Source organism: Mesorhizobium sp. ESP-6-4 (assembly GCF_020164735.1).
In the GTDB taxonomy this organism is placed as follows: Bacteria; Pseudomonadota; Alphaproteobacteria; order Rhizobiales; family Rhizobiaceae; genus Mesorhizobium.
Map to the genome: position 1 here is coordinate 310,824 of NZ_JAIUGS010000002.1, position 25,114 is coordinate 335,937.

Consider the following 25,114-nt stretch of genomic DNA (forward strand, 5'->3'; position numbering starts at 1 on the left):
CAGATTGACGGGAGTTGTCGTGGTGGGTGTCGTTCTCAACATCGAAGGCAAGCGGGAACCCGCTTCCATCAAGGATTTGATCGATCTGACAGCCGCCGATATGGGGCGGGTCAACGAGCTGATCCTGTCCAAGGCCGGCTCCGACGTCGAAATGATCCCGGAGATCGCCAATCATCTGATCTCCTCCGGCGGCAAGCGGCTCAGGCCCATGCTCACGCTCGCCGCCGCGCAGATGTTCGGCTATTCCGGCGAAGGCCATGTCAAGCTCGCGACCGCCGTCGAATTCATGCACACGGCGACGCTTCTGCATGACGACGTGGTCGACGAGAGCGCGCTGCGCCGCGGCAAGAAGACGGCGCGCATGATCTGGGGCAACCAGGCGAGCGTGCTCGTCGGCGATTTCCTGCTCGGCCAGGCTTTCCGCATGATGGTCGAGGTCGGCTCGCTGGAAGCGCTGGACATCCTGTCGGCCGCAGCCTCCATCATTGCCGAGGGCGAGGTCATGCAGCTGGCCGCCGCCAAGAACCTCGAGACCACCGAGGACGAGCATTTCGCCGTCATCAAGGCCAAGACGGCGGCGCTGTTCTCGGCCGCCGCCGAAGTCGGGCCGGTCATCGCCCAGGCCTCGCGCACCGATCGCGCCGCGCTTCGTTCCTACGGCATGAATCTCGGCCTTGCCTTCCAGCTCATCGACGACGCGCTGGACTATGGCGGCTCGAGCAAGGATCTCGGCAAGAATGTCGGCGACGATTTCCGCGAGGGCAAGGTGACGCTGCCGGTGATCCTCGCCTACCGGCGCGGCACCAAGGCCGAGCGCACCTTCTGGAAGCGCGCCATCGAGGACAACGTCGCTGACGATGCCGGGCTTGAAAAGGCTATCGGACTGATGGCCCGCCACGGCGCCATCGCCGATACGATCGGCCGCGCCCGCCATTTCGGCGAGATCGCCCGCGACGCGCTGGCGCCGCTGGAGGCGACGCCGCAGAAGTCGGCTTTGATCGACGTGATCGATTTCTGCATCAGCCGCGTCAACTGAGCCCGCGGATCCGGCACATTTGGGTCCGCCGGGAAGGGCGCCTGTGAATCCCGCGCCGGCCGTCTCGACAAACGGCGGTCCGGCAAATTATCTATAAAATATGGCCAGCAAAGAAGACACGATCGCCGTCCGCATCAGCAAGGAACTGGCGGACCGCATCATTTCGGGCGCCATCGAGCCCGGCTCGCGGCTGCGCCAGGACCATGTCGCCCAGGAATTCAACACCAGCCATGTGCCCGTGCGCGAGGCCTTCCGGCGCCTGGAGGCTCAAGGATTGGCGATCGGCGAACCGCGCCGCGGCGTGCGCGTCGCCTCTTTCGATCTCGGCGAGGTCAGGGAGGTGGCCGAGATGCGGGCGGCGCTCGAAGTGCTGGCGCTGCGCCATGCCGTGCCGCATCTGACGGCGTCGATCCTCGATCAAGCCGAGGAGGCGACCAAGGCCGGCGACAAATCCCGCGACGTGCGCTCCTGGGAAGAGGCCAATCGCACCTTCCACCGGCTGATCCTGGCGCCCTGCAGCATGCCGCGCCTGCTCTCCACCATCGACGACCTGCATGCCGCGAGCGCGCGCTTCCTTTTCGCGGCCTGGCGCTCGGAATGGGAAACCCGCACCGACCAGGATCATCGGGCGATCCTGAGCGCCCTGAGACAAGGCAACACCGAATCGGCCGCCGCGACACTCGGGCGGCACGTGCAATGGATCGGCCAGAAGCCGGTCAAGACCGCTTCCGGCAAGACCCGCGACGCCTTCGCCATCGTGGGGTAGGTTTGGCGGTTGGCCGAAGCCTCTCAGCTTCGTCATCCACGGGCGGAGCGGGAGCGAAGCGGACGCGGAGACCCGAGGATCCATGCCGTTACCTTGATCGTAGAGTGCGGCGGAGCAGAATTCTGCACCCTTGCAACGCTCCTGCGTAACGGCATGGATTCTAGGGTCTGCGCGCGTCGCTTCGCTCCTTGCTCCGCCCTAGAATGACGAAATTCAAATCAGCGCTTGCCATCTGTTTCAAAATATGGATTCGATAATAGATGAAGTCGAAAAATTATCTATAATTCACACGAGCCAAGGAAGACACCGTGACCAACGCAGCCGTTTCGACGTACAAGCCCTCCTTCAGCCCGTTGCGGCTGCACAGCCGTTCGCTCGCCTGGCAGATCGGCGCCGTGATCCTCGGTTCGCTGTTCCTGGCGCTGTCGTCCTATATCGAGGTGCCGATGGTGCCGGTTCCGGTCACCATGCAGACCTTCGCCGTCACACTGGTCGGCGCGCTTTATGGCCGGCGCTTCGGTGCGCTGACCATCGCCGCCTGGCTCGTCGAGGGCGCGGCAGGGTTTCCGGTGCTGGCGGGCGGAGCGGCCGGAATACAACATTTCGTTGGCCCGACCGGTGGCTATCTCTTCGCTTTCCCGGTCGTCGGCGCTGTCGTCGGCTGGCTGGCCGAACGCGGCTGGAGCGGCAATCGCGTCATGCTTGCCTTCGTCGCCATGCTCATCGGCAACCTGCTTTGCCTGGTTCTCGGCACCGCCTGGCTTGCCGTCATGATCGGCGCTGAAACGGCCATCACCTTAGGCTTCGTGCCTTTCATCGTCGGCGGCCTGCTCAAGTCGGCGCTGGGCGCGGCGACGCTGAAGCTCTTTTCCACCTATCGTGCGGAGCAAGGCGACCGCTCGTCCGGGACGCGATGACCGTCAAGCTGCGCGCCCATCATCTGCTCTGCCTGCTGACCTATGTCGGCAAGGGCTACTCGCCGGCCTTCACCGCCAATTACGACAAGGTGGTGAAGCGGTTGGGCGAGGGCGAGGCGGTGGTGATCGTTGCCGGTCCGGACGACGTCTGCGCCCCGCTGCTCGGCGAGCCGGAGCCGCATTGCCTGCGCGAGAGCGCCGCCGAGCGGGACCGGATGGCCGCGCGCGATGTCGGCGCTCTCCTCGGGCGGCCGATCCAGGCCGGAGACCGGTTGGTGCTGGACGCCCCCAAACTGGCGGGGATGCGCAAGGCTTTTTCCGCCGGCCTGACGCGCCAGGCGTGCTCCGGCTGCGAATGGTCCGGCCTGTGCGATACGGTTGCCGCCAGCGGATTCAGCGATACCTATCTGTAGGCAATCCGATGCCGCATATGGGCGTCCCGGGCCTGCGCGCGGGATTTTCGCTGGCGCGGCATCGTTTTTTAAGCCGGATGATTGCATTGTGATTCGCCCGGCAATTGAAGCCTGACCCCAAAAAGGCCATGCTTTGACCGGAAAAGAGCGAGTCTGTGGGCGGTCCGCCAAGGGCGGGATCGCATCTGGCTGAAAGGGATACGATGCGGCAAGGACGTGCGCGCTGGCTGACGAGGCTGGCATTTTTGACCGGTGTGGCGCTTTGGGTGCTGCCGGTCCAGGCCAAGGAAGAGGCCCGACCGCTCCAGATCACGTCTTTCTCGGGCGCCTATCTCGCGGCTCATATCGCCGAAAGCGACAACGATCTCGACGATGCGATCGCCTATTACAAGCAGGCGCTGGCCTTTGCGCCGAACGACAAGGAATTGCAGCAGAGCCTGATGCTGGCTCTGGTCGCGCAAGGCCGCTTCGAGGAATCGCTCGTCTATGCCGACAAGCTGAAGGAAGTGCCGGACGTCGAGCGCTTCTCGCGCCTGGCTCTGGCCATCGATTCCTTCCACAAGAAGGACTACGCCAAGGCGCAGTACTGGCTGAAGCTCTCGCTGGAATCCGATCTCGACCGACTGCTCTCGGGCGTCATGGACGGCTGGGCCAAGGAAGGTGCCGGCAACGCGTCCGAGGCCATGGACTCCATCGACAAGCTCAAGGGCCCGGACTGGTTCGGCCTGTTCAAATCGTTCCACCGGGCGCTGATCGCCGACGCTGCCGGCCTGAACGACAAGGCCGAGGAACTCTACGCCGCCACCATGGCCGATACCGCGGCCGGCGGCTCCGCGCCCGAAACCTGGATGCGCAACGCCCAGGCCTATGCCTCGTTCCTGGTCCGCAAGGGCGACAAGTCGAAGGCGCTGGCGGTGTTGAACCAGGCCGAGGCCTTCGCGCCGGGCAAGCTCGAAATCACCACGCTGCGCGACCGCATCAGCAAGGGCGACAAGATCGAGCCGCTCGTCACCGGTCCGGCCGACGGCGCATCCGAAATCCTGCTTGACCTTGCCACCGCGCTTAACCGCGGCGGCGGCGAGCCTTTTGTGCGGCTCTATCTGCAATATGCCCTGGCGCTGAAGCCGGACAGCGACGCAGCCCTTGTGCAGCTTGCCGCCGTGGCCGAGCAGCTTAAGGACGGCGAAGGCGCCGTCTCGCTCTACCGCCGCATTCCGGCGTCCTCGCCGCTGAAGGAGCTCTCCGACCTGCAGATCGGCCTCAATCTTGCCGATCTCGACAAACATGACGAGGCGATTTCGCATCTCAAGGCCTATCTCGACCGGCATCCGGACGACATGCGCGCCTATCTGGCGCTTGGCGGCGTCTATGGCTCGAAGGAAGATTTCCGCTCGGCCGCCAGTCTCTACGACAAGGCTGTCGAGCAGCTGAAGACGCCAACCGCCGCCAACTGGAACATCTTCTACCAGCGCGGCATCGCCTATGAGCGGCTGAAGGAATGGCCGAAGGCGGAACCCAATTTCCGCAAGGCGCTGGAGCTGCAGCCCGACCAGCCGCAGGTCATGAACTATCTCGGCTATTCCTGGGTCGACATGAACATGAACCTCAAGGAAGGCCTGGCGATGATCCAGAAGGCCGTGGATCTGCGGCCGAACGACGGCTACATCGTCGATTCGCTGGGCTGGGCCTATTTCCGCATGGGCCGCTTCGACGACGCCGTGCGCGAAATGGAGCGCGCCGTCTCGCTGAAGCCCGAGGATCCGGTCCTCAACGATCATCTCGGCGATGCCTACTGGCGCGTCGGCCGCAAGCTCGAGGCCACCTATCAGTGGACGCAGGCACGCGACCTGAAGCCCGATCCGGATGTGCTCGCCACTTTGCAGCAGAAGCTGCTCAAGGGCCTGCCGCCGATCGAATCCAACACCGCGCAGGAAACCCCCAAGGTGAAGCCGGAGCCGACGCCCGCGCCGAAAGGCTGAGCGCTTTTCGTCAACATTGAAGAATGCGGGGCTCATCGAGCCCCGTTTTCGTTTCGGCCCGGCGTCTGCCGAGCTCGGGCCTTGGCAGGTGGAGATTGGCCGAAACGGCCACTCTGTCGTCATCCACGGGCGGAGCAAGGAGCGCAGCGACGCGCGCAGACCCGAGGATCCATTCCGTGACTTCTGAGCGCTCCCGCGGTGCAGAATTCTGCTCCGCTGCACTCCGCGGCTCAGGTCACGGAATGGATTCCAGGGTCTCCGCGACGCCGCTTCGCAGCTGCTCCGCCCTGGAATGACGAGGTTGGAAGGCTTCAACCAATCTCAGCGGTTGTCATGGAAATGACCGGTGACCATCTTGCGCCGACAAACAGCGGCCTTTCCCTGTGTCGAGGAAACTAGAACACTTTTCTATAAACGACGAACCCCGACTTCTCGCCGATCCTGTCGTAGAGCTGCATTGCGGTGTGGTTCGTCTCATGCGTCAGCCAGTAGACGCGGTTCGCGCCCGCTTGCCTGGCGCGTTCATACACACCTTCGATCAGCGCCCGGCCGACGCCCTGGCCGCGCGCGGCCTGTGTGGTGAAGAGGTCCTGCAGATAGCAGCTCGGCGCGATCGATGTGGTCGAGCGATGATAGAGATAGTGGACGAGGCCGAGAAGCTTGCCCTCCTGCTCGGCCACCAGTGCATGCACCGGCTCATAGGCATCGAAGAAACGCGACCATGTCATCTGCGTGATCTCGCCGGCAAGCGCCGTCGGCCCGGAGCGCCCGTAAAATGCGTTGTAGCCGTCCCAGAGCGGCAGCCACTGCTCGTAATCCTGCCTTGTGACGGGCCGCACGGTGAGTTGACCGGACATGGCTGAACCTTCTTTGTTGGAGCTGGGGGCTGAGCAAAGGATCACCGCTGCTGGCCGGCAATGGGCCAGCCGGCCGCAAAGCGTTCAACGTCGCCGGGCGGCTCGCCGCCTTGACGCTCGGCGGCCCGGCAACTAGGGAAGCGTCATCCCGCGCTTTCCGAGGCCGCCGTGACCATCGAAATTCCCGCCCATATGCATCCCAGCCGCTCCTTCCAGGGGCTGATCCTGACCTTGCACAATTACTGGGCGGACTATGGTTGCCTCATCCTGCAGCCCTACGACATGGAGGTCGGCGCCGGCACCTTCCATCCGGCCACCACCTTGCGCGCGCTGGGCCCGCTGCGCTGGAACGCGGCCTATGTGCAGCCCTCGCGCCGCCCGAAGGATGGCCGCTACGGCGAGAACCCGAACCGCCTGCAGCACTATTACCAATACCAGGTGATCCTGAAGCCCAATCCGCCGAACCTGCAGGAGCTCTATCTAGGCTCGCTGGAAGCAATCGGCGTCGATCCGCTGCTGCACGACATTCGCTTCGTCGAGGACGACTGGGAAAGCCCGACGCTGGGCGCCTGGGGGCTCGGCTGGGAGTGCTGGTGCGACGGCATGGAAGTCTCGCAGTTCACCTATTTCCAGCAGGTCTGCGGCATCGAATGCGCGCCGGTGGCGGGCGAGCTGACCTACGGCCTGGAGCGGCTCGCCATGTATGTGCAGGGCGTCGACAATGTCTACGATCTGAACTTCAACGGCCGCGAGGGCGCCGAGAAAGTCACTTACGGCGACGTCTTCCTGCAGGCCGAGCAGGAATATTCGCGCCACAATTTCGAATTCGCCAACACCGCGATGCTGCTGAGGCACTTCGAGGACGCCGAGGCCGAGTGCAAGGCGCTGCTCGATGCCGGCACGCCCAAGCCAAGCGACAATCTGGCGATGCACCGCATGGTCTTCCCGGCCTACGACCAGTGCATCAAGGCAAGCCATGTCTTCAATCTGCTCGACGCGCGCGGCGTCATCTCGGTCACCGAGCGGCAAAGCTACATCCTGCGCGTACGCAATCTGGCCAAGGCTTGCGGCGAAGCGTTCCTCAAGACGCGGGCGGGCGGGCTGGCGACGGCTTAAGCCGATACGGCTTTCGCGGCCGCGATGGCAGCGCCGGCCGGCAATACGATCTGCGCCGATGCGCCGTCGATCGTGCGCATGGCTTGCCTGATCCCCGGCATCGTGATCGTGCCATGCGCCTGGGCGGCGAAGCAGGCGCTGAGCGCCAGGATCTGCAGGGTTCTCGATGCCGTCTTCATCGCCGTTCAGCCAATAGGTCTCTGCCTGAGCGTTTGTCGCTTCAGCGCAGCGTTCGGTTCATGGGAAGTTCTGCTCCAAGGACGAGCAGCCCCGCGCCAACCCGACAGCGGGTCGAAAAATTCCGCGAAATCGGTCGAAGAGGCGATCTGCTGGCGGGGTGACAGCGGGCGGCCGAGTTGCTATTTCCCGCCCATTCGTTTCGGCGCTTCGCGCCGACCCTCCCCATCAAGGGGAGGGGAGGGAGCCAATCAATGCCCGACTTGCTGCTCGAACTTCGCTCCGAGGAAATTCCCGCCCGCATGCAGCGCAAGGCGGCCGGCGACCTCAGGAAGATGCTGGCCGACGGTCTGGTCGAGGCGGGTCTCACCTATGAGGCGGCGCGCGAATATTGGACGCCGCGGCGCCTGGCGCTCGACATCCGTGGCCTGACCGCGCGCTCGAAGGACATCCGCGAGGAGATCAAGGGTCCTTCGACCACGGCGCCCGAGCAGGCGGTGCAGGGCTTCCTTCGCAAGGCCGGCCTTTCGTCGATCGCCGAGGCGCATGTCCATTCCGACCCCAAGAAGGGCGACTTCTACGTCGCCCACATCGCGAAGCCGGGCCGGGCGGCTGAAGAGATCATCGCCGAGCTGGTGCCGGGCATCATCAAAAGCTTTCCCTGGCCGAAATCGATGCGCTGGGGGCCGGCCTCGGCCAAGTCCGGTTCCCTACGCTGGGTGCGGCCGTTGCAGTCGATCGTCTGCACCTTCGGGCCGGAGACCGAGGAGCCGGTGATCGTCGATTTCGAGATCGACGGCATCCGCGCCGGCAATATCACCTATGGCCATCGCTTCCACGCGCCGGGCGCGATCACCGTGCGCCGCTTCGACGACTATGTGGCGAAGCTCGAGGCGGCCAAGGTCGTGCTCGATGCTGACCGGCGCAAGGAGATCATTCTGGCCGACGCCCGCAACATCGCCTTCGCCAACGGCCTCGACCTGGTCGAGGACGAGGGCCTGCTGGAGGAAGTCTCCGGCCTGGTCGAATGGCCGGTCGTGCTGATGGGCGAGTTCGAGCAGGATTTCCTCACCATTCCGGGCGAGGTCATCCGCCTTACGATCCGCGCCAACCAGAAGTGTTTCGTGACGTCGCGCCCGATCTCCCCCTCGCAGGGGGAGATGTCGGCGAAGCCGACAGAGGGGACTCGGCGCGAGGCCCCCCTCTCTGCCCTGCCGGGCATCTCCCCCTCTAGGGGGGAGATTGGCCAATCGCTTTCGAACCGCTTCGTGCTGGTCGCCAACATCGAGGCGAGCGACGGCGGCAAGGAGATCGCCTACGGCAACGGCAAAGTGGTGCGCGCCCGCCTGTCCGATGCGCTCTATTTCTGGCGGACCGATCAAGGCGATTTGCCCGACCTCGATCAACTCGCTGAGTCGGCGGCGAAGTTCGACCTGGATTTGAAGAAGCCGCTCGACCAGCGCATGGCGCGGCTCGACCATCTCAACGTGACTTTTCATGCCAAATTGGGCACGCAAGGGCAGCGCGTGGAGCGCATCAAGCGGCTGGCACAGGAGCTTGCCCCGATCGTCGGCGCCGATGCCGCGCTGGTCGACCGCGCGTCGGTGCTCGCCAAAGCCGATCTGCAGACTGAAGTGGTCGGTGAGTTCCCGGAATTGCAGGGCGCCATGGGCCGCAAATATGCGCTGCTGCAGGGCGAGCATCCGTCGGTCGCCGCAGCCGCCGAGGAACATTACAAGCCGCAAGGCCCATCTGACCATGTGCCGACCGATCCGGTTTCGGTTGCCGTGGCATTGGCCGACAAGCTCGACACGCTTATCGGATTCTGGGCGATCGATGAAAAGCCCACGGGCAGCAAGGATCCGTTCGCGCTGAGAAGAGCGGCTCTTGGCGTGGTCAGGATACTCGTCGAGAACCGGATTCGTCTGGCGCTCACGTCTGTTTTCGCCAAGGCCTTTGCAAACTTCAAAGGCGGCGCGGACCAGTCGTCCGACCTCCTCGCCTTCTTCCACGACCGCCTGAAAGTCTATCTGCGTGAAAGCGGTGCACGGCATGACTTGATCGATGCCGTGCTGTCAGCGGGCTCGCGCCCAATCTCCCCCCTTGTGGGGGAGATGTCGGCGCAGCCGACAGAGGGGGGCGCTGTCCCGCCGGCCTCTCACTCTGTCGCGCCCCCCTCTGCCCTGCCGGGCATCTCCCCCACAAGGGAGGAGATCGGCCAATCGCTGAACGACGACCTTCTGCAGATCGTGCGCCGCGTCGAGGCGCTCGGTTCCTTGCTCGACACCGAGGAGGGCAAGAACCTGCTTGCCGGAACCAAGCGCGCCGCCAACATCCTGGTTGCCGAGGAGAAGAAGAAAACGCTCATCGCCGAGACCGTTGAGCCGGCGCTGTTCCGTGAGGAGGCGGAAAAGAAGCTCTATGCCGCGGTGAATCAGGGCGAGAAGGAAGCCGGCCAAGCAATTCAAAACGAAGATTTTTCTGCCGCCATGCTGGCGCTTAGCGTGTTGCGCGAACCGGTTGATTCATTCTTTGAACGTGTTCTCGTGAATGATGAGGACCAGGCCGTGCGCGCCAACCGTCTGGCGCTGCTCGCCCGCATCCGCGCCGCCACCGATCAGGTCGCGGATTTTTCAAAAATCGTCGGCTGACGGCTCGGAAAACCGCACATTCCGGCCTGCCCGCATCCGCTAGGATGCCGGCAGGCTTGAACAATTCGGCGCCCGAAATTTAATGCGCCGGAGCCGGCTTACAGTCATATGACGATGACCTCCGCATGGGACAAAGGTGCATGTCGTCCAGAAGCGCTGAGCGGTCCTGGGGCAACGACATGCATCAACCAAAGACTTAAGGCGCGTTGCCCGGGATCGTTTCGTGGGGCGCGCCGTAAGACATTCCCAAAACACGGAGGCATGCCATGAATTCCGTTGACGATATCGACCTGAATGAAGAGACCCCGGCCGCCGCCGCGGCGATCGAATCCGCTTCCGAAAACCTTCTCGACCACGCTGCCGCCGCGGCGGTCGAATCCGCCGATCCGTCCGGAGACGACGACGAGGAAACCACTGCCTCGGCCGACGACGAGCCGGACGATGAAGATGAAGGCGACGAAGACGGCGACGACGAAGACACCGACGAAGAAGCCAAAGCCTCGGGCGACGATGAGTCCGACGACGAGGATGAAGATGGCGACGATGATGAGGACGAAGCCGATGAGGAAGAGTCCGACGACGACGACAAGGAAGAAGCGGCCTGAGCCGTCTCCTCTGTCTGAAGTATGAGGGGCGGGCGCGTCGCGCGTCGCCCTTTTTCGTCGGTGCGGCTCTTGTCGGTCTTCCAGGAAGATTGACCCGTCAATCCTCCACTATGCTGACCCGCACACCGTCCGAATAGACATCGACCTCGATCAACGGCTCGCCATTGACGATGGCGCGCCGGGTCGAGCTGCTCATGGCGCCGCCGCGTTCCAGCATGCGCTGCAGGTCGGCGCGCGAGCCGTCGCTGCGGAACCAGGCATCACCCTGGTCGTCGCTGTCGCGCCGGTGGAATTTGTGCCAGTTGGCGCGGTCCTGTCGCACCATCTGCGCCGCGCTGCCGAGCGGATAGCCGTCGCTGGCGCGGTGATCGCGGTCGGAAATCCGCGCCGTGTAGGAGCCGAGCATGTCGTCGGCCCGGGCCGTACCCGCGCCCAGTATTGTCGCCGCCAACAGTGCGGCAACGGTCATTGCTTTCGAAACAGTCATGAAACCCCCTTTTGAAATGCCGGCGCAATTGTGCCCGATCCGATCACGGGAATCGGACAGGTTAAGCGCCTAGCATGCCAGGGCCGGATCCAGTGTGATCTACATCGCCTTGCCGACGCGCGGCACCGACGGGGCGCCTTGCGGCTGCGCGCCGCCGCCCGACGCATTGGCCGTCGCGGCCGGCTGTCCGCCGGTTCCGCTGTTGCCGTTCGAAGCGGACGCGGTGCCGTTCGCGGGCGTTGCCGGCGTGGTACCGTTTGCCGGCGCGGCGGCGGTTGTATTTGCCGGTGCCGCGGGCTTGGCCGCCGCGGGCGTTTCGAAAGCGCCGCCGACAATGCCGCCGCGAATGATCATCGGGGCCTGCTGGCGCCCGGATTTCGCGGGGATTGCCGCGACCTTTTCGTCGGTGACCGCGGGCACAGGCTCGCCAAGCGCTATCATCGACGGCGTCGAGGCCGCAGACAGCTTGGTCGGGTCGATCGCATTCAGCCTGATAACCGAAGGTGTCGAGATCGAGGGTGCCACCACGACGATTGACGAGGCATGTGCCGCGCCGTTCATCGCCAGAAGGCTGATACCGAAAGCTCCGAGCAAACGCATTACAAACTCCCAAGCCGCAACCGCATTGAACCCGCACCCTAGGGCCGTCCGATTGAAGCCGGCTTGCATGGAAACTTAACATTTTAGGGATTGATAAATCGCCAATGCCCGCACTTGCCCGATGCAAGCGGCCGTATTACGGGACCGGCATGTTCAGGACTGGTGGCGGATTTGGCTGAGATACTGGCGATCGGCGAGGCTATGCAGCAGGCATTGGCGCTGCTCGAAGGCGGCGACGTCGTCGCCATCCCGACCGAGACAGTTTATGGCCTGGCGGGCGACGCCACCAATGGCGTTGCCGTGGCGCGCATTTTCGAGGCCAAGGGCCGGCCGCGCTTCAATCCGCTGATCGCCCATGTCGCCGATCGCGCGATGGCGGACCGTATCGCCGGCTTCGATCCGCTCTCGGCAAAACTGGCCGAAGCCTTCTGGCCCGGCCCGCTGACGCTGGTGCTGCCACAGCGTGCCGGCAACGGCATGCATCCGCTGGTCACCGCGGGGCTGGACACGATCGCATTGCGCATGCCGCGCGGCTTCGGTGGCGAGCTGATCGCGCGGCTCGGCAGGCCGCTCGCCGCCCCTAGCGCCAATTCCTCCGGAAAGATCAGCGGCACGACAGCGCAGGCGGTCGCCGCCGATCTCGGCGACAGGATCAGGCTGGTCGTTGATGGCGGCGCGACGCCGGTCGGCCTGGAATCGACTATTCTCAAGGTCGAGAACGGCAAGTTGCGGCTGCTGCGGCCTGGCGGCATCGGCGCGGAGGAGATCGAGACGGTGGCTGGCGCGAAATTGTCGCGCGGCGCAACCGGCATCGAGGCGCCGGGCATGCTCGCCTCGCATTACGCGCCGGGCGCTGCGATGCGGCTCAACGTCGGGAAAATTGCCGAAGGCGAGGCGTTGCTTGCATTCGGCGGCAACCGCGCCGAGGGCTGGGAACGGGCCGTTGCGCTGCGCAACCTATCCGAAAGGGGCGACCTGCGCGAAGCGGCAAGCAACCTCTTCGCCTATATGCAGGCGCTCGACCGTGTCGGCGCCGCGGCCATCGCCGTCGAGCCGATCCCGTTCGAGGGCCTGGGCGAGGCGATCAATGACCGGCTCGCCCGCGCCGCCGCGCCACGTGACAAGAGCGCCTGAGTCTATCTCTTTGTTTTGACGCAATTCCGGACGGAAACCGCTTCGCACTTTTCCTGGAATTGCTCTAGGTTCTTGCCCATGAACGATCAGCCTTTGGACCTCGATCCCGCCGTCATCGATCGCTTCGCAGCGATCGTCGGCGACAAATATGCGTTACGCGATCAGGCCGACATCGCGCCCTACATCACCGAGCGGCGCGGCCTTTGGCATGGCCGCACATCGCTGGTGCTCAGGCCCGGCAGCGTCGAGGAAGTGAGCCGCATCATGCGCCTTGCGACCGAGACCGGAACGCCGATTGTGCCGCAAAGCGGCAACACCGGATTGGTCGGCGCCCAGGTGCCGGACAAGTCCGGCCGCGACATCGTGCTCTCGCTATCGCGGCTGAACCGCATCCGCGAGATCGACGTTCTGTCGAACACGGTGACGGTCGAGGCCGGCGTCATCCTGCAGACGCTGCAGGAGGCGGCCGACGCCGCCGATCGGCTGTTTCCGCTCTCGCTCGCTGCCCAGGGCTCCTGCCAGATCGGCGGCAATCTCTCCTCCAACGCCGGCGGCACCGGTGTGCTTGCCTATGGCAATGCGCGCGAGCTCTGCCTCGGCGTTGAAGTGGTGATGCCGACCGGCGAGGTCTTCGACGATTTGCGCAAGCTGAAGAAGGACAACACCGGCTACGATCTGAAGAACCTCTTCGTCGGTGCCGAAGGCACGCTCGGCATCATCACCGCCGCGGTGCTGAAACTGTTTCCGAAGCCGAAGGGCAGGGAGGTCGCCTTTGCCGGCCTGCCATCGTCGCCAAAAGACGCGCTGTCGCTGTTCACCCTGGCGATGGACAGGGCCGGCGCATCGCTCACCGCTTTCGAGCTGATCGGCAAAAGGCCATACGATTTCACGCTCAAGCACGGGCAAGGCATCACGCGGCCGCTGGCCGACGACTGGCCGTGGTATGTGCTGATGCAGATCTCGTCCGGCCGCTCCGAGGAAGACGGCAGGGCGCTGATCGAAGAAATCCTGGCCGAGGCTCTCGAGCAGGGCATCGTCGGCGACGCGGTGGTGTCGGCAAGCCTTGCCCAGGGCGACGCCTTCTGGAATTTCCGCGAGACGCTTCCCGAATGCCAGAAGCCCGAAGGCGCTTCGATCAAGCACGACATTTCGGTGCCGACCGCCTCGATCCCCGAGTTCATCGAAAAGGCGGCCGGCGTGGTGGAGGGGGTCTGCCCCGGCGCGCGCGTCGTCTGCTTCGGCCACATGGGCGACGGCAATCTGCACTACAACATCTCGCGTCCCGTGGATTGGCAGGACGAGGCGTTCCTCGAACTTTACCACCCTATGAACCACGCCGTGCACGATGTCGTGCGCTCCTTCCATGGCTCGATCTCGGCCGAGCACGGCATCGGCCAATTGAAGCGCGACGAGCTGATCGCCACGGCCCCGCCGATGGCGATCGACCTGATGCGCCGGGTGAAGACGGCCTTCGATCCGGCCGGCATCATGAATCCCGGTAAGGTTATCTGATCCTTCCTGGGCCCGGTGGCCGGTCGCATTCCGATAACCATCGGCTCAGATCAGCAAAATTTAACCGACTTTCTTAAGCGCGCCGGTAAGAAGCGAGCGCTAATATTTCTTCCCATAACGAGGCCGGAAAAACCGGCCCTGAGAGAACCGGAAAACGGCCCTCAGGACTAACAGGGAAGACATCGATGAACACTGGACTGAAGCCAGTCTGGGCCGGGCGCAACATGCGTCTCGACCCGTTTCGCCTGCCGCAGATGGTGAGCTACGCCACCCGCGACGACTACGGCGATGTGACCTTCACCATCGACCAGCGCGGCGCCGTCATCCGACGTGTGCTGGAGATGAGCGGCGTGCCGGCGATCATCGCGCTGCCCCCCAATGCGTTCCGCGGCGTCGCCGCGCGCGCCATGGAGGATCCGGACGGCAACGTCACGGTGACGCTCGAGCTTCTGCACAACGATCCGATGCTGTCGGTGCCGCTTCTGGTCGCCGACGACCTTGACGACGTCGCCGCCGACTGGCGCGCCTGGGCCGACGCCTATCGCCTGCCGATGCTGCTGATCGAGGCCGACGGCATTGCCCGGACCCTCGAAGAATCGCTCGGCGCCGCCATCAAGGCGCTGCCGCCGCAGGAGCGCCGCAAAGGCCGCGTCTCCACCACGCGCCGCCCGCGCTTCCTCGCCCGCCGCAAGGCCGGCAATCTGGGCCTGAGGCTGGTCATCGACGGCCAGGAGATTATCGCAAGGGAGTAGCGCGATTCCACCTTCTCCCCTTGTGGGAGAAGGTGTCGCCGAAGGCGACGGATGAGGGGTGCTCCAGGGAATGCCTACGCCTCACTCCGCTGGAACACCCCTCATCCGTCTCGGCGCTGCGCGCCGATCCACCTTCTCCCACAAGGGGAGAAGGGAAAGCGGCGCCACTACACCAGCGGCTTCAGCCAAATCCACACCGACCCGCCGATCAGGCCGAGGAAGATCAGCCAGCCGACCTGGTTGTTCGACTTGAACAGTTTCAGGCACTGGTCCGGATTGTTGATGTCGAGTCGGATGATCTGGCGCGCCATATGCGCGCCGGCGGCGATCAGCCCGGCCAGCGCCACGATCGGCACCTGGGCGGATGCAAAGGCGATGGCGAAGCAGACCAGCGCGCCGCCATAGAGTCCGGTGAGCCAGGTCTTTGTGTTGTCGCCGAACAGCCGCGCCGTCGAGCGCACACCGACGATGGCGTCGTCTTCCTTGTCCTGATGCGCGTAGATCGTATCGTAGCCGATCACCCACAGGATCGAGCCGATATAGAGCATGATCGCCGGATCATCGAGATCGCCGAATTCGACCGCCCAGCCCATCAGCGCGCCCCAGGAGAAGGCCAGCCCAAGCACCAATTGCGGCCAGTTGGTGATGCGCTTCATGAAAGGATAGACCGCGACGATCGCCAGCGAGGCGATGCCGAGCGGAATGGCGAAGCCGTTGAACTGCAACAGTACGGCCAAGCCCACCAGCGCCTGTATGATGACGAAAGCCCAGGCCTGGCGGCGTGTCACCTTGCCGGCGGGCAGCGGCCGCGAGCGCGTGCGCTCGACCTGGTTGTCGATGTCCTGGTCGGCGAGATCGTTGTAGGTGCAGCCGGCGCCGCGCATGGCGACAGCGCCGATGAAGAACAGCAATAGATACCAAGGCGTCGGCAGCAGCGTCAGCAGCGGGTCGGTCGGGCGCGGATAGGCGCCCGCGGCAAGCGCTGCCGACCACCAGCAGGGCCATAAAAGCAGCTGCCAGCCGATCGGCCTGTCCCAGCGCGCAAGCTGCGCATAGGGCCAGAGCCAGCGCGGCAGCACGCGGTAGACCCAATGGCCGCTCGGCGCGTCGGCGACACGGCCCTGGATCGCTTTCGACTGGACGGTTTCCATCACGCTGGAGTGGCAGCAGCAAGCAGCGCCGTCAAGCGGCCGCGTTGTCGCTCAAGCGCTGAAAACCTAGGCGGTGAAAACATCGTGACCGGCAAACCAGGCCTTGGCGACGTCGATGAACGCCGCAGCCGCCTTCGACAGGCGCTGGCGCGTGTCGTGGGTCAGGATGATGCGCTGCATGGGCAGCGGATCGGAGAGCGGCTTGCAGACCAGCGGCAGGCCGTCATAGCTGCGGTCGCCATAGGGCCTCGTATAGCTGACCGCGACGCCGAAGCCGTTGGCCACCATGGAACGCTGCAGCTCGAACGAGCTGGTCGTCGCCCGGGCGACCGGTGAGAGGCCGCGGCTCAGGAAAAGGTCCAGCATGTGCTGCCAGCTGTGCGGCTGGTCGGTGGTGATCAGCGGATGCTCCGCAAGCTCGGCCAGGCTGACGGCGTGCTTGTCCGCCAGCACATGTCCGGCCGGCAAAAGCGCGTGCGGCCGCAATTCATGCAGCAGAATGCGCTTGAAATGGCCTGGAAGGCCGAGATCGTAGGTGAGGCCGAGATCGACGGCGCTGTCGGCCAGGCGCCGTCCCAGCGTGTCGAAGGTTTCATCGCCGATGACGACGGTGACGGCCGGGCAGCGCTCGGCGAAGGCCCGCATCAGCGCCGGCGCGAAATAGGGCGCCAGATCCTCGAAGCAGCCGAGCGCCAGCTCGCCGCCGACATCGGCGTCACGCGAACCGAGCGCCGCCAGCTCGTCCGCCTCGCCCAGCACCTGCCTCGCCTTGGCCACGGCCCTGCGGCCGAAGGATGTCAGCGAAACGCCGCTGCCGCGCTGGCGCACGAACAGTTTTTGGCCCAGTGCGTCCTCGACATTGTCGATCGCAACCGAGATGGACGGCTGCGACACGTTCAACGCCTGGGCTGCCGCGGTCACGCTGCCATAGCGGGCGACGGCAACGACATAGCGCAATTGCGCGAGGGTCAGTCTCATAGGCTATAACTATAAATCAGATGGCAAGTTATTATTTTACCCGATGTCGGGCGCTTGCGATAGTCGCTTGTCAACTCAAGGAGAGCACGCCATGGCCAGCCCGAAGATCGATGCCTCGACGATTGCCGATTATCAGCGCGACGGCGCGGTCTGCATTCGCGGCGCCTTCAAGGACTGGGTCGATGTCATCGCCGGCGGCATCGAGCGTAATATGCGCAACCGCAGCGCCGCCGCTTCCGACATCGCCGGCGGCAAGGGCAGCTTCTTCGACGACTATTGCAACTGGGAGCGCATCCCGGAATTCGTCAGGATCGTCAAGGAAACACCGGCCGCCGAGCTCGCGGCCGCGGTCATGCAGTCGCGCAGCGCCCAGTTCTTCCACGACCACGTCCTGGTCAAGGAGCCCGGCACGCAGAAGCCGACGCCGTGGCACCAGGACATTCCCTACTACTTCGTCGACGGCAGCCAGACGGTCAGCTTCTGGATCCCGATCGATCCGGTGAAGGAAGCGACGCTAAGGCTGATCGCCGGCTCGCACAAATGGGAAAAGATGGTGCTGCCGGTGCGATGGCTGAACGACGACAACTTCTACGCCGGCGAGGGCGACTACCTGCCTGTGCCCGACCCCGACAACGACCCGTCGATGAAGGTGCTCGAATGGGAGATGGAACCGGGCGACGCCATCCTGTTCGACTTCCGCACCGCGCACGGTGCGCGCGGCAACCTGACGGCGGCGCGGCGCCGGGCGCTGTCGCTGCGCTGGGTCGGCGACGACGCACATTATGTCGAACGTCCCGGCCGCACCTCGCCGCCCTATCCGGGTCACGACATGAAGCCCGGCCAGAAACTGCGCGAGGACTGGTTCCCCGTCATTTTCCAGAGCTGAGGCATTTTTTCAGACCAAGTTGGGGACACAGCAATTTCTGATGGGTCGGCTATATTTGCGCCGGCAATCGCATGTTGGAGATTGGCCGAACCGGCCCGCCCTCGTCATCCACGGGCGGAGCAAGGAGCGTAGCGACGCGTGCAGACCCGAGGATCCATACCGTGATGCTGAGGCGTTGCTGGGGTGCAGAATTCTGCTCCGTCGCGGCCCTCGATCAATGTCACGGCATGGATCCTAGGGTCTCCGCGACGGAGCTGCGCTCCTGCTTCGCCCTAGGATGACGACGTTGATGAAACTTCAGCCAATCACCAACGCTTGCGCCGATTTCACGGAAATGAACGGCCAACATCTTGCTCGCCGATAAACGGCAACCTCCCAAATCCCTGTACCGGGGACTGGCCGGCGGCGGCACCTGTCTCATCGGCCTTGATGAGGCCCACGTTCCCGTGCGCAATTGCCGCCAAAATGCCGAGACGCCTTGACCCGCCGCCCGTGGACCAATAGCGGGTTCAGGGAGACGATCAGCAAGAGGTGGCCATGAACGTTCTTCTTCTCGGTTCGGGCGGCCGCGAACATGCGCTGGCCTGGAAGATGTCCGCCTCGCCGCTGCTGACGAAGCTCTACGCCTCGCCCGGCAATCCGGGCATCGGCCGCATCGCCGAACAGGTCAAGCTCGACGTCGCCGACCATTCCACCGTGGCCGCCTTTTGCCAGGAGAAGAAGATAGATCTGGTCGTGGTCGGCCCGGAAGGTCCGCTGGTCGCCGGCATCGCGGACGATCTGCGCGCCTGGGGCATCCGCGTCTTCGGTCCCTCCAAAGCGGCGGCGCGGCTCGAGGGCTCGAAGGGCTTCACCAAGGATCTTTGCGCCAGGTTCAACATCCCGACCGCCGCCTATGGCTGCTTCAGCGATCTCGCCTCCGCAAAGGCCTATGTCGAGAAGACCGGCGCGCCGATCGTCATCAAGGCCGACGGGCTCGCCGCCGGCAAGGGCGTCACCATCGCCATGACGCAGGACGAGGCGAACGCCGCGCTCGAAGCCTGCTTCGACGGCGCTTTCGGCGCGGCCGGCGCCGAGGTCGTGGTCGAGGAATATCTGACCGGCGAGGAGGCAAGCTTCTTCTGCCTGTGCGACGGCGCCACGGCGCTCCCCTTCGGCACCGCGCAGGACCACAAGCGCGTCGGCGACGGCGATACCGGACCGAACACCGGCGGCATGGGCGCCTATTCGCCGGCGCCGGTGATGACGCCGGATATGACCGAGCGCACCATGCGCGAGATCATCGAGCCGACCATGCGCGGCATGGCCAATCTCGGCGCGCCCTTCGCCGGCATCCTCTTCGCCGGCCTGATGATCACCGACCAGGGCCCCAAGCTGATCGAGTACAACACCCGCTTCGGCGATCCCGAATGCCAAGTGCTGATGATGCGGCTGAAGGACGATTTGCTCGTCCTGCTCAACGCCGCCGTCGACGGCCAGCTCGCGCATATGTCGGTCCGCTGGAGCGACGAGACGGCGTTGACCGTGGTGATGGCGGCCACGGGCTATCCCGGCACGCCGGAAAAAGGTTCGGTCATCCGCGGCCTCGACGAGGCGGAAGCCGAGGGCGTCCAGGTCTTCCATGCCGGCACCGCCATCAATGGCGGTGCGCTGGTCGCCAATGGCGGCCGCGTGCTCAACGTCACCGCGCTCGGCAAGACCGTCGGCGAGGCGCAGGCCAAGGCCTACGCGGCGATCGAGCATATAAACTGGCCGCAGGGCTTTTACCGCCACGACATCGGCTGGCGCGCCGTCGAGCGCGAGAAAGCCGGGGCCTAATTCCGGAATTCAGGCGGCCGCGCTCTTGCGCCGGCCTCGCGCCCAAGCCGGCAGCCAGTCGCCATGAGCAGCAAGCAGGTCGTCGACCAACGACCAGATCTGGTCGAGGTCGAGTTCGGCCGCGGTGTGCGGGTCCATCATCGCCGCGTGGTAGATATGCTCGCGGTTCTCGCTCATCAGTGCCCGCACCGTCAGCTCCTGCACATTGATGTTGGTGCGGATCAGCGCCGTGAGCTGCGGCGGCAGATCGCCGATGTAGGTCGGCTGGATGCCGGAGGCGTCGACCAGGCACGGCACTTCCGCCGCGCAGTCGAAAGGCAGCGAGGTGATGCAGCCATTGTTGCGCACATTGCCGTAAATCACCGACGGCTCGCCGGTCCACACCGAATTCATGATCGAGGAAGCGTATTCCCTGGACTGCTCGACCTCGATCCGGTCGGCCGAGCGGTAGGCCTCCGCCTGGCCCGTCCAGCGCTCGATCTGCTCGATGCAGCGTTTCGGATATTCGTCGAGTGGAATGCCGTATTTCTCGATCAGGTCTGGTCGGCCGTCCTTGATGAAATAGGGCGTGTATTCGGCGAAATGCTCCGAGCTTTCGGTGACGAAATAGCCGAGCCTGGTCAGCATCTCGTAGCGCACCTTGTTCGGGCAGCGCGGGTTCCAGCCGGGTTTTGGCGCACGGCCCTCGCGATAGGCGCGCACGAGGTCGGGATAGAGATCGCGGTAGGTGCCGTCCGGCTGGCGATGCTCGAACTTGAGATAAAAGGCCATGTGGTTGATGCCGGCCGAGCGGTAGCGGATCTCCTCATAGGGAAGGTCGAGATCGTGCGCCAATTCCATCGCCGTGCCCTGCACCGAGTGGCAGAGCCCGACCTGCTTGATCGTGGGATATTTCTCGGCGATCGCCCAGGTGTTGATCGCCATCGGGTTGACATATTGCAGCATGATCGCTTCCGGGCAGACCGCAAGCATGTCCTCGCAGATCTTCCATAGATGCGGCACGGTCCTGAGGCCCCGCATGATGCCGCCGACGCCGAGCGTGTCGGCGATGGTCTGGCGCAGGCCGTATTTCTTCGGCACCTCGAAGTCGGTGACGGTGCAAGGCTCGTAGCCGCCGATCTGGAAGGCGACGACGACGAAGTCGGCGCCGGAAAGCGCCTTGCGCTGGTCGGAATAGGTCTCGGCCTTCGCCTTGACGCCGAGCGTCGCAATCAGTTTGTTGACGACGACGGCGCTTTCTTCCAACCGCTGCGGGTTGATGTCCATCAGCGCGATGGTGGCGCCCGACAGCGCCGGCCGCTGCAGCACGTCGCCGACGATGTTCTTCATGAACACCGTCGAGCCTGCGCCGATGAATGTGATCCTGGGATTTCTTGCCACTGTAAAAACCTCCGGCACTTCTAAGCCACGTCGAAAGCGGCCCTGACGAGCCGTTCGGTGTAGGCGGTCTTGGGATTGGAAAGGACCTCGTCGACGGGTCCCTGCTCGACGATCTTGCCGTGCTGCATGACGATGACGCGGTGGCAGAGCGCCCGCACCACCTTGAGGTCGTGCGAGATGAACAGATAGCTCAGGCCGCGCTCGTCCTGCAGCTTGCGCAACAGGTCGATGATCTGCGCCTGCACCGAAAGGTCGAGCGCCGAGGTCGGCTCGTCGAGCAGGATGAATTCGGGCTCCAGCGCGATGGCGCGCGCGATCGCGATGCGCTGTCGCTGGCCGCCGGAGAACTCGTGCGGGAAGCGCGACAGAATGTTGCCGGGCATGCCGGCGCTGACCAGCGCCTCGCGCACCCGCTCGTTCCGCTCGCGCCGCGTCGCTCCCAGCCTGTTGACGACCAGGCCTTCCTCGATGATCTGGCCGATCGTCATGCGCGGGTTGAGCGAGGAGAACGGATCCTGGAAAACGACCTGCATGCGCGAGCGCAGCGGCCGCATCTCGGTGCGCGATAGCTTCTCGATTGGCTGGCCGTCGAAGCGGATCTCGCCGCGCTCGGCGTCGGCCAGCCTGATCAGTGCCTGGCCGAAGCTGGTCTTGCCGGACCCGGATTCGCCGACCAGCCCCAGCGTCTCGTGACGGCAAAGCTTCAGGTCGAGGTCGTCGACCGCGACCAGCTCGCGCCAGTCCGGCTTGAGGAAGGAGCCGTGGCGCAGCATGAAGCAGACGCGCACGCCTTTCGCCTCGAGGATGGTGCCGCTGCCCTCCGGCAGTGGCTGCGGGCGGCCGCGCGGCTCCGAGGCGAGCAGCCGCTGCGTGTAAGGGTGCCGCGGGTCGGCGAACAGCCGCTCGGTGACGTTGTGCTCGCGCATTTCGCCATGCTGCATGACATAGACGTAGTCGGAGAACTTGCGCACCACGGTGAGATCGTGGGTGATCAGGATCACCGCCATCCGCAGTTCCTTCTGCAGGTTGCGGATCAGGTTCAGGATTTGCGCCTGCACCGTGACGTCGAGCGCCGTGGTCGGCTCGTCGGCGATCAGCACGTCGGGCTCGTTGGCCAAGGCCATGGCGATCATCACCCGCTGCCGCTGACCGCCCGACAGCTGATGCGGATATTGCTTCAGCCGCGCCTCCGGCTCGGGGATCTGGACATGCCGTAGCAGCTCGAGCGCGCGCGCCCAGGCTTGCCTGCGGCCCACCTTGCGGTGCACCCTGATCGCTTCGACGATCTGGCTGCCCACCGTGTAGATCGGGTTGAGCGAGCTCATCGGCTCCTGGAAGATCATCGAGATGCGGTTGCCGCGCAGCTTGCGCCGGGCGCTCTCGGGGAATTTCAGGATGTTCTGCCCGAGATATTCGACGCTCGATCGCGGCGAGACGGTTGCCCGCCTGGACAGCAGCCCCATGACGGTGCGCGCCGTCACCGACTTGCCGGAGCCCGATTCGCCCACGATCGCGATCGTCTCGCCGCGATAGATCTGGAAGGAGACGTCCTTGACCGCCTCGACGGTGCCGTGCTCGACCTTGAACGCGACCTCGATGTTGCGGGCGTCGATGACGGGTTGGTCGTGGCGTCCGCCATGGTCGAACCGGACGGCCGGCGCGAGGGAGTCTGCGAGCGCGATCGTCGTCATTCGGCCACCTCAATAAGGATCGACGGCATCGCGCAGGCCGTCGCCCAGCGCGTTGAAGGCAAAGACGGTGATCAGCACGAAGCCGACCGGCGACAGGATCCACGGATAGGTGCCGATGACCGAATAGGTCGCGGTGTCCTGCAGCATCAGGCCCCAGGAGATCAGCGGCGGCTTCACCGCGAAGCCGAGGAAACCGAGGAAGGATTCGAGCAGCACCACGGTCGGGATCGCCAGCGTCACGGCGACGATCACATGGCTCATCACATTGGGGAAGATGTGCTGCATGATGATGCGCCGATCGGTGGCCCCGACCGCCATGGCGGCGCGCACATAGTCGATCCGCGCCAGCGCCAGCGTCTTGCCGCGCACCTCGCGCGACATCTGCGCCCAGCCCAGCGCCGACATGACGATGATGACGAAGGCGAGGAAGACATTGGTCGGCGCGGTGACCGGGATCAGCGTCGTCAGCGCCAGATAAAGCGGCAATTGCGGGAAGGCGAGCACAAGCTCGACGAAGCGCTGCATCCAGACATCGAACTTGCCGCCGAAATAGCCGGAGATCATGCCGACGCTGGTGCCGATGACCGTGATGATGAAGACCACCGTCAGCGCGATCATCAGCGACACGCGCGAGCCGTGGATGGCGCGCGACAGCACATCGCGGCCGAACTTGTCGGTGCCGAGGAAATGCACCGGCTGGCCGTCCATCGAGGCGAAGAAATGCCGGTTCGCCGGAATGAGGCCGAGAAGCTTGTAGGGCGCGCCTTCGACGAAGAAGCCGAGCAGCCTTGGGTGGTCGTAGTCGGGGCCGACGATCGGCTGGAAGGTGACCGGATCGAGATCGGCCGAATCGGCCAGCGCGTAGACCCGCGGCCGCGCGACGAAATTGCCGTCCTTGTCGTGGAAGGCGGGCAGTTGCGGCGGCGCGAAGGCGACGTCGGTCGCCTTGGGGTCCATCGGCGCCAGGAATTCGGCGAACACCGCCATGACAAGCAAGAGCGCGACCAGGCAAAGCCCGGCCATGCCGGTCCACGAACGCTTCAGCCGGCGCCAGACAAGCGCGATGTAGCTCTCATTGCCATGCGCGGCTTCGGCCACCGGGACGCTTTCGGCCGGCAAGGGCGTAAGGGATGGGGGCAGGGGTGAGGGATCGCGGGCCAGCATTTAGCGCTCCCCGAACTGGCGGATGCGCGGGTCGAGCAGGACCAGCAGCATGTCGGCGATGATGTTGCCGACGATCAGCGTCGCCGACAGCACCATCATGAAGGTCGCCGTGACATAGACGTCGCCGACCGCCATCGAGCCGACGATCGCCGGGCCGACAGTGGGCAGCGCGAAGATGATTGCCGTCTCGATCTCGCCGGTGAGCATATAGGGCAGCACCACGCCCTGATACATCACCAGCGGATGCAGCGCGTTGGGCACGGCGTGCCGCATCACCACGGCGCCGCCGGTAAGGCCTTTGGCCTTGGCCGTCTCGACATATTGCGCGTTGAGCGTGTCGAGCAGATTGCCGCGCATGACGCGCATATTGTAGGCGAGGCCGCCGAAGGTCGCGATCGCCACAACCGGCCAGACGTGTTTGACCAGGTCGACGAACTTCGCCCACGACCAGGGCGCGCCGCCATATTGCGGCGAGAAGAACGAGCCGATCTCGGAGACGTTGAACTGGAAGACCAAGAGGTAGACGATGATCAGCGCCATCAGGAAGCGCGGCACCGTCATGCCGAGGAACGAGATCGCCGAAAGTGTCGAATCGATCCAGCTGTACTGACGCGTTGCCGCCCATATGCCGAAGGTGATGCCGAGCACCGAGGCGAGCAGATGGCAGACCAGCGCCAGAAGCAAGGTGCGCGGCAGGCGCTCGCCCACCACATCGGCCACGGGCTTGTTGTAGTAGAGGCTGTAGCCGAAATCGCCGCGGGTGACGATGCCGCCGATCCAGTTGAGATACTGGATGGGCAGCGGCTTATCGAGGCCATGCTCGACGCGGTAGGCCTGGGCTTGTGCTTCAGCCTCGGCGTAGGAAGCGCCACCCTGGTTGATCAGCTGCGAGCGGATGTAATCCGCATAGTCGCCGGGCGGCGCCTGGATGATGGCGAAGGTGACGAGGCTCAAGATGGCGAGGACGGGAAGCGCCGACGCTATGCGCATAAGCAGGAATCGCAGCATGGGCGGTCAGCTTCCTTTCTGGCCGGTCGCTCCCTG

General features: G+C 64.7%; 23 protein-coding genes. 13 read left to right on the forward strand and 10 right to left on the reverse strand.

Going from position 1 to position 25,114, the window contains the following annotated elements; genetic code table 11:
- Window positions 1–22: 22 nt before the first annotated feature.
- The 5 genes from LB523_RS05220 (at window position 23) to LB523_RS05240 (ending at window position 5,111) form a co-directional block, all read left to right on the forward strand.
- Window positions 23–1,036, forward strand: a complete 1,014-nt coding sequence (locus LB523_RS05220) for a polyprenyl synthetase family protein (RefSeq protein ID WP_112095919.1) — start codon at window positions 23–25, stop codon at window positions 1,034–1,036.
- Between the two features lie 100 nt (window positions 1,037–1,136).
- Window positions 1,137–1,802 (forward strand): GntR family transcriptional regulator, encoded by a 666-nt coding sequence (locus LB523_RS05225; protein WP_140845817.1) that lies wholly within the window; start codon window positions 1,137–1,139, stop codon window positions 1,800–1,802.
- Window positions 1,803–2,110: 308 nt separating this feature from the next.
- The gene (locus LB523_RS05230) at window positions 2,111–2,719 is read left to right on the forward strand and encodes a biotin transporter BioY (protein ID WP_224601289.1); all 609 of its coding nucleotides are present in this window, start codon (window positions 2,111–2,113) and stop codon (window positions 2,717–2,719) included.
- A complete protein-coding gene (locus LB523_RS05235; protein ID WP_140845819.1) occupies window positions 2,716–3,132 on the forward strand; it encodes a DUF1284 domain-containing protein in 417 nt (138 codons plus the stop codon). Before LB523_RS05230 ends, LB523_RS05235 begins: the two co-directional genes overlap by 4 nt.
- Before the next feature lie 203 nt (window positions 3,133–3,335).
- Entirely contained in the window at window positions 3,336–5,111 is a 1,776-nt protein-coding gene (locus tag LB523_RS05240) for a tetratricopeptide repeat protein (RefSeq protein WP_140845820.1), read from the forward strand.
- A 395-nt stretch (window positions 5,112–5,506) separates the two neighbouring features.
- On the opposite strand, the gene LB523_RS05245 is transcribed toward LB523_RS05240, so the two are convergent.
- Window positions 5,507–5,968 (reverse strand): GNAT family N-acetyltransferase, encoded by a 462-nt coding sequence (locus tag LB523_RS05245; RefSeq protein WP_140845821.1) that lies wholly within the window; start codon window positions 5,966–5,968, stop codon window positions 5,507–5,509.
- A 192-nt stretch (window positions 5,969–6,160) separates the two neighbouring features.
- On the opposite strand from LB523_RS05245, the gene LB523_RS05250 reads away from it, so the two are divergent.
- Complete coding sequence (locus LB523_RS05250) at window positions 6,161–7,084, forward strand: glycine--tRNA ligase subunit alpha (protein WP_224589468.1); 924 nt, start codon at window positions 6,161–6,163, stop codon at window positions 7,082–7,084.
- Here the strand turns inward: LB523_RS05250 and LB523_RS05255 are convergent.
- Window positions 7,081–7,263, reverse strand: coding sequence for a hypothetical protein (locus LB523_RS05255; RefSeq protein ID WP_224601291.1), 183 nt, complete (start codon window positions 7,261–7,263; stop codon window positions 7,081–7,083). The two genes, LB523_RS05250 and LB523_RS05255, sit on opposite strands and share 4 nt — an antisense overlap.
- Window positions 7,264–7,515: 252 nt before the next feature.
- Here LB523_RS05255 and glyS point away from each other — a divergent pair, with 252 nt between their 5' ends.
- Window positions 7,516–9,912 (forward strand): glycine--tRNA ligase subunit beta, encoded by a 2,397-nt coding sequence (gene glyS / locus LB523_RS05260; RefSeq protein WP_224601293.1) that lies wholly within the window; start codon window positions 7,516–7,518, stop codon window positions 9,910–9,912.
- A 266-nt stretch (window positions 9,913–10,178) separates the two neighbouring features.
- Window positions 10,179–10,517 (forward strand): ATPase, encoded by a 339-nt coding sequence (locus LB523_RS05265; protein ID WP_224601295.1) that lies wholly within the window; start codon window positions 10,179–10,181, stop codon window positions 10,515–10,517.
- A gap of 97 nt (window positions 10,518–10,614) precedes the next feature.
- Here LB523_RS05265 and LB523_RS05270 read toward each other — a convergent pair whose 3' ends face one another.
- A complete protein-coding gene (locus tag LB523_RS05270; protein WP_224601297.1) occupies window positions 10,615–11,004 on the reverse strand; it encodes a hypothetical protein in 390 nt (129 codons plus the stop codon).
- Window positions 11,005–11,103: 99 nt separating this feature from the next.
- On the reverse strand, window positions 11,104–11,604 hold the full coding sequence (locus tag LB523_RS05275) for a hypothetical protein (RefSeq protein WP_224601299.1): 501 nt from the start codon (window positions 11,602–11,604) through the stop codon (window positions 11,104–11,106).
- A 171-nt stretch (window positions 11,605–11,775) separates the two neighbouring features.
- On the opposite strand from LB523_RS05275, the gene LB523_RS05280 reads away from it, so the two are divergent.
- The 3 genes from LB523_RS05280 (at window position 11,776) to LB523_RS05290 (ending at window position 15,002) form a co-directional block, all read left to right on the forward strand.
- Window positions 11,776–12,738, forward strand: coding sequence for an L-threonylcarbamoyladenylate synthase (locus LB523_RS05280; RefSeq protein ID WP_224601301.1), 963 nt, complete (start codon window positions 11,776–11,778; stop codon window positions 12,736–12,738).
- A gap of 78 nt (window positions 12,739–12,816) precedes the next feature.
- Window positions 12,817–14,250 carry an FAD-binding oxidoreductase gene (locus LB523_RS05285; protein WP_224601303.1) on the forward strand — a complete coding sequence of 478 codons (1,434 nt, stop codon included), beginning with the start codon at window positions 12,817–12,819 and terminating at the stop codon, window positions 14,248–14,250.
- A gap of 185 nt (window positions 14,251–14,435) precedes the next feature.
- Complete coding sequence (locus LB523_RS05290) at window positions 14,436–15,002, forward strand: DUF6101 family protein (protein ID WP_071074058.1); 567 nt, start codon at window positions 14,436–14,438, stop codon at window positions 15,000–15,002.
- A gap of 167 nt (window positions 15,003–15,169) precedes the next feature.
- Here the strand turns inward: LB523_RS05290 and ubiA are convergent, their stop codons facing one another.
- Together ubiA and LB523_RS05300 are read right to left on the reverse strand one after the other, a co-directional pair.
- Complete coding sequence (gene ubiA, locus LB523_RS05295; RefSeq protein WP_224547059.1) at window positions 15,170–16,153, reverse strand: 4-hydroxybenzoate octaprenyltransferase; 984 nt, start codon at window positions 16,151–16,153, stop codon at window positions 15,170–15,172.
- A 66-nt stretch (window positions 16,154–16,219) separates the two neighbouring features.
- Window positions 16,220–17,131, reverse strand: coding sequence for a LysR family transcriptional regulator (locus LB523_RS05300; RefSeq protein WP_224601305.1), 912 nt, complete (start codon window positions 17,129–17,131; stop codon window positions 16,220–16,222).
- A 91-nt stretch (window positions 17,132–17,222) separates the two neighbouring features.
- Between LB523_RS05300 and LB523_RS05305 the strand changes: the two genes are divergently transcribed.
- Window positions 17,223–18,017 carry a phytanoyl-CoA dioxygenase family protein gene (locus tag LB523_RS05305; RefSeq protein WP_224601307.1) on the forward strand — a complete coding sequence of 265 codons (795 nt, stop codon included), beginning with the start codon at window positions 17,223–17,225 and terminating at the stop codon, window positions 18,015–18,017.
- Window positions 18,018–18,554: 537 nt separating this feature from the next.
- Window positions 18,555–19,835 (forward strand): phosphoribosylamine--glycine ligase, encoded by a 1,281-nt coding sequence (gene purD, locus LB523_RS05310; protein WP_224601309.1) that lies wholly within the window; start codon window positions 18,555–18,557, stop codon window positions 19,833–19,835.
- Window positions 19,836–19,844: 9 nt separating this feature from the next.
- On the opposite strand, the gene LB523_RS05315 is transcribed toward purD, so the two are convergent.
- The 4 genes from LB523_RS05315 to LB523_RS05330 are packed head-to-tail and all read right to left on the reverse strand — an operon-like array spanning window position 19,845 to window position 25,078.
- On the reverse strand, window positions 19,845–21,215 hold the full coding sequence (locus LB523_RS05315; protein WP_140845830.1) for an alpha-glucosidase/alpha-galactosidase: 1,371 nt from the start codon (window positions 21,213–21,215) through the stop codon (window positions 19,845–19,847).
- A 20-nt stretch (window positions 21,216–21,235) separates the two neighbouring features.
- Entirely contained in the window at window positions 21,236–22,906 is a 1,671-nt protein-coding gene (locus tag LB523_RS05320) for an ABC transporter ATP-binding protein (RefSeq protein ID WP_224601311.1), read from the reverse strand.
- A 9-nt stretch (window positions 22,907–22,915) separates the two neighbouring features.
- Window positions 22,916–24,070 (reverse strand): ABC transporter permease, encoded by a 1,155-nt coding sequence (locus LB523_RS05325; RefSeq protein ID WP_095770162.1) that lies wholly within the window; start codon window positions 24,068–24,070, stop codon window positions 22,916–22,918.
- Complete coding sequence (locus tag LB523_RS05330; protein WP_224601313.1) at window positions 24,071–25,078, reverse strand: ABC transporter permease; 1,008 nt, start codon at window positions 25,076–25,078, stop codon at window positions 24,071–24,073.
- Window positions 25,079–25,114: the final 36 nt, after the last annotated feature.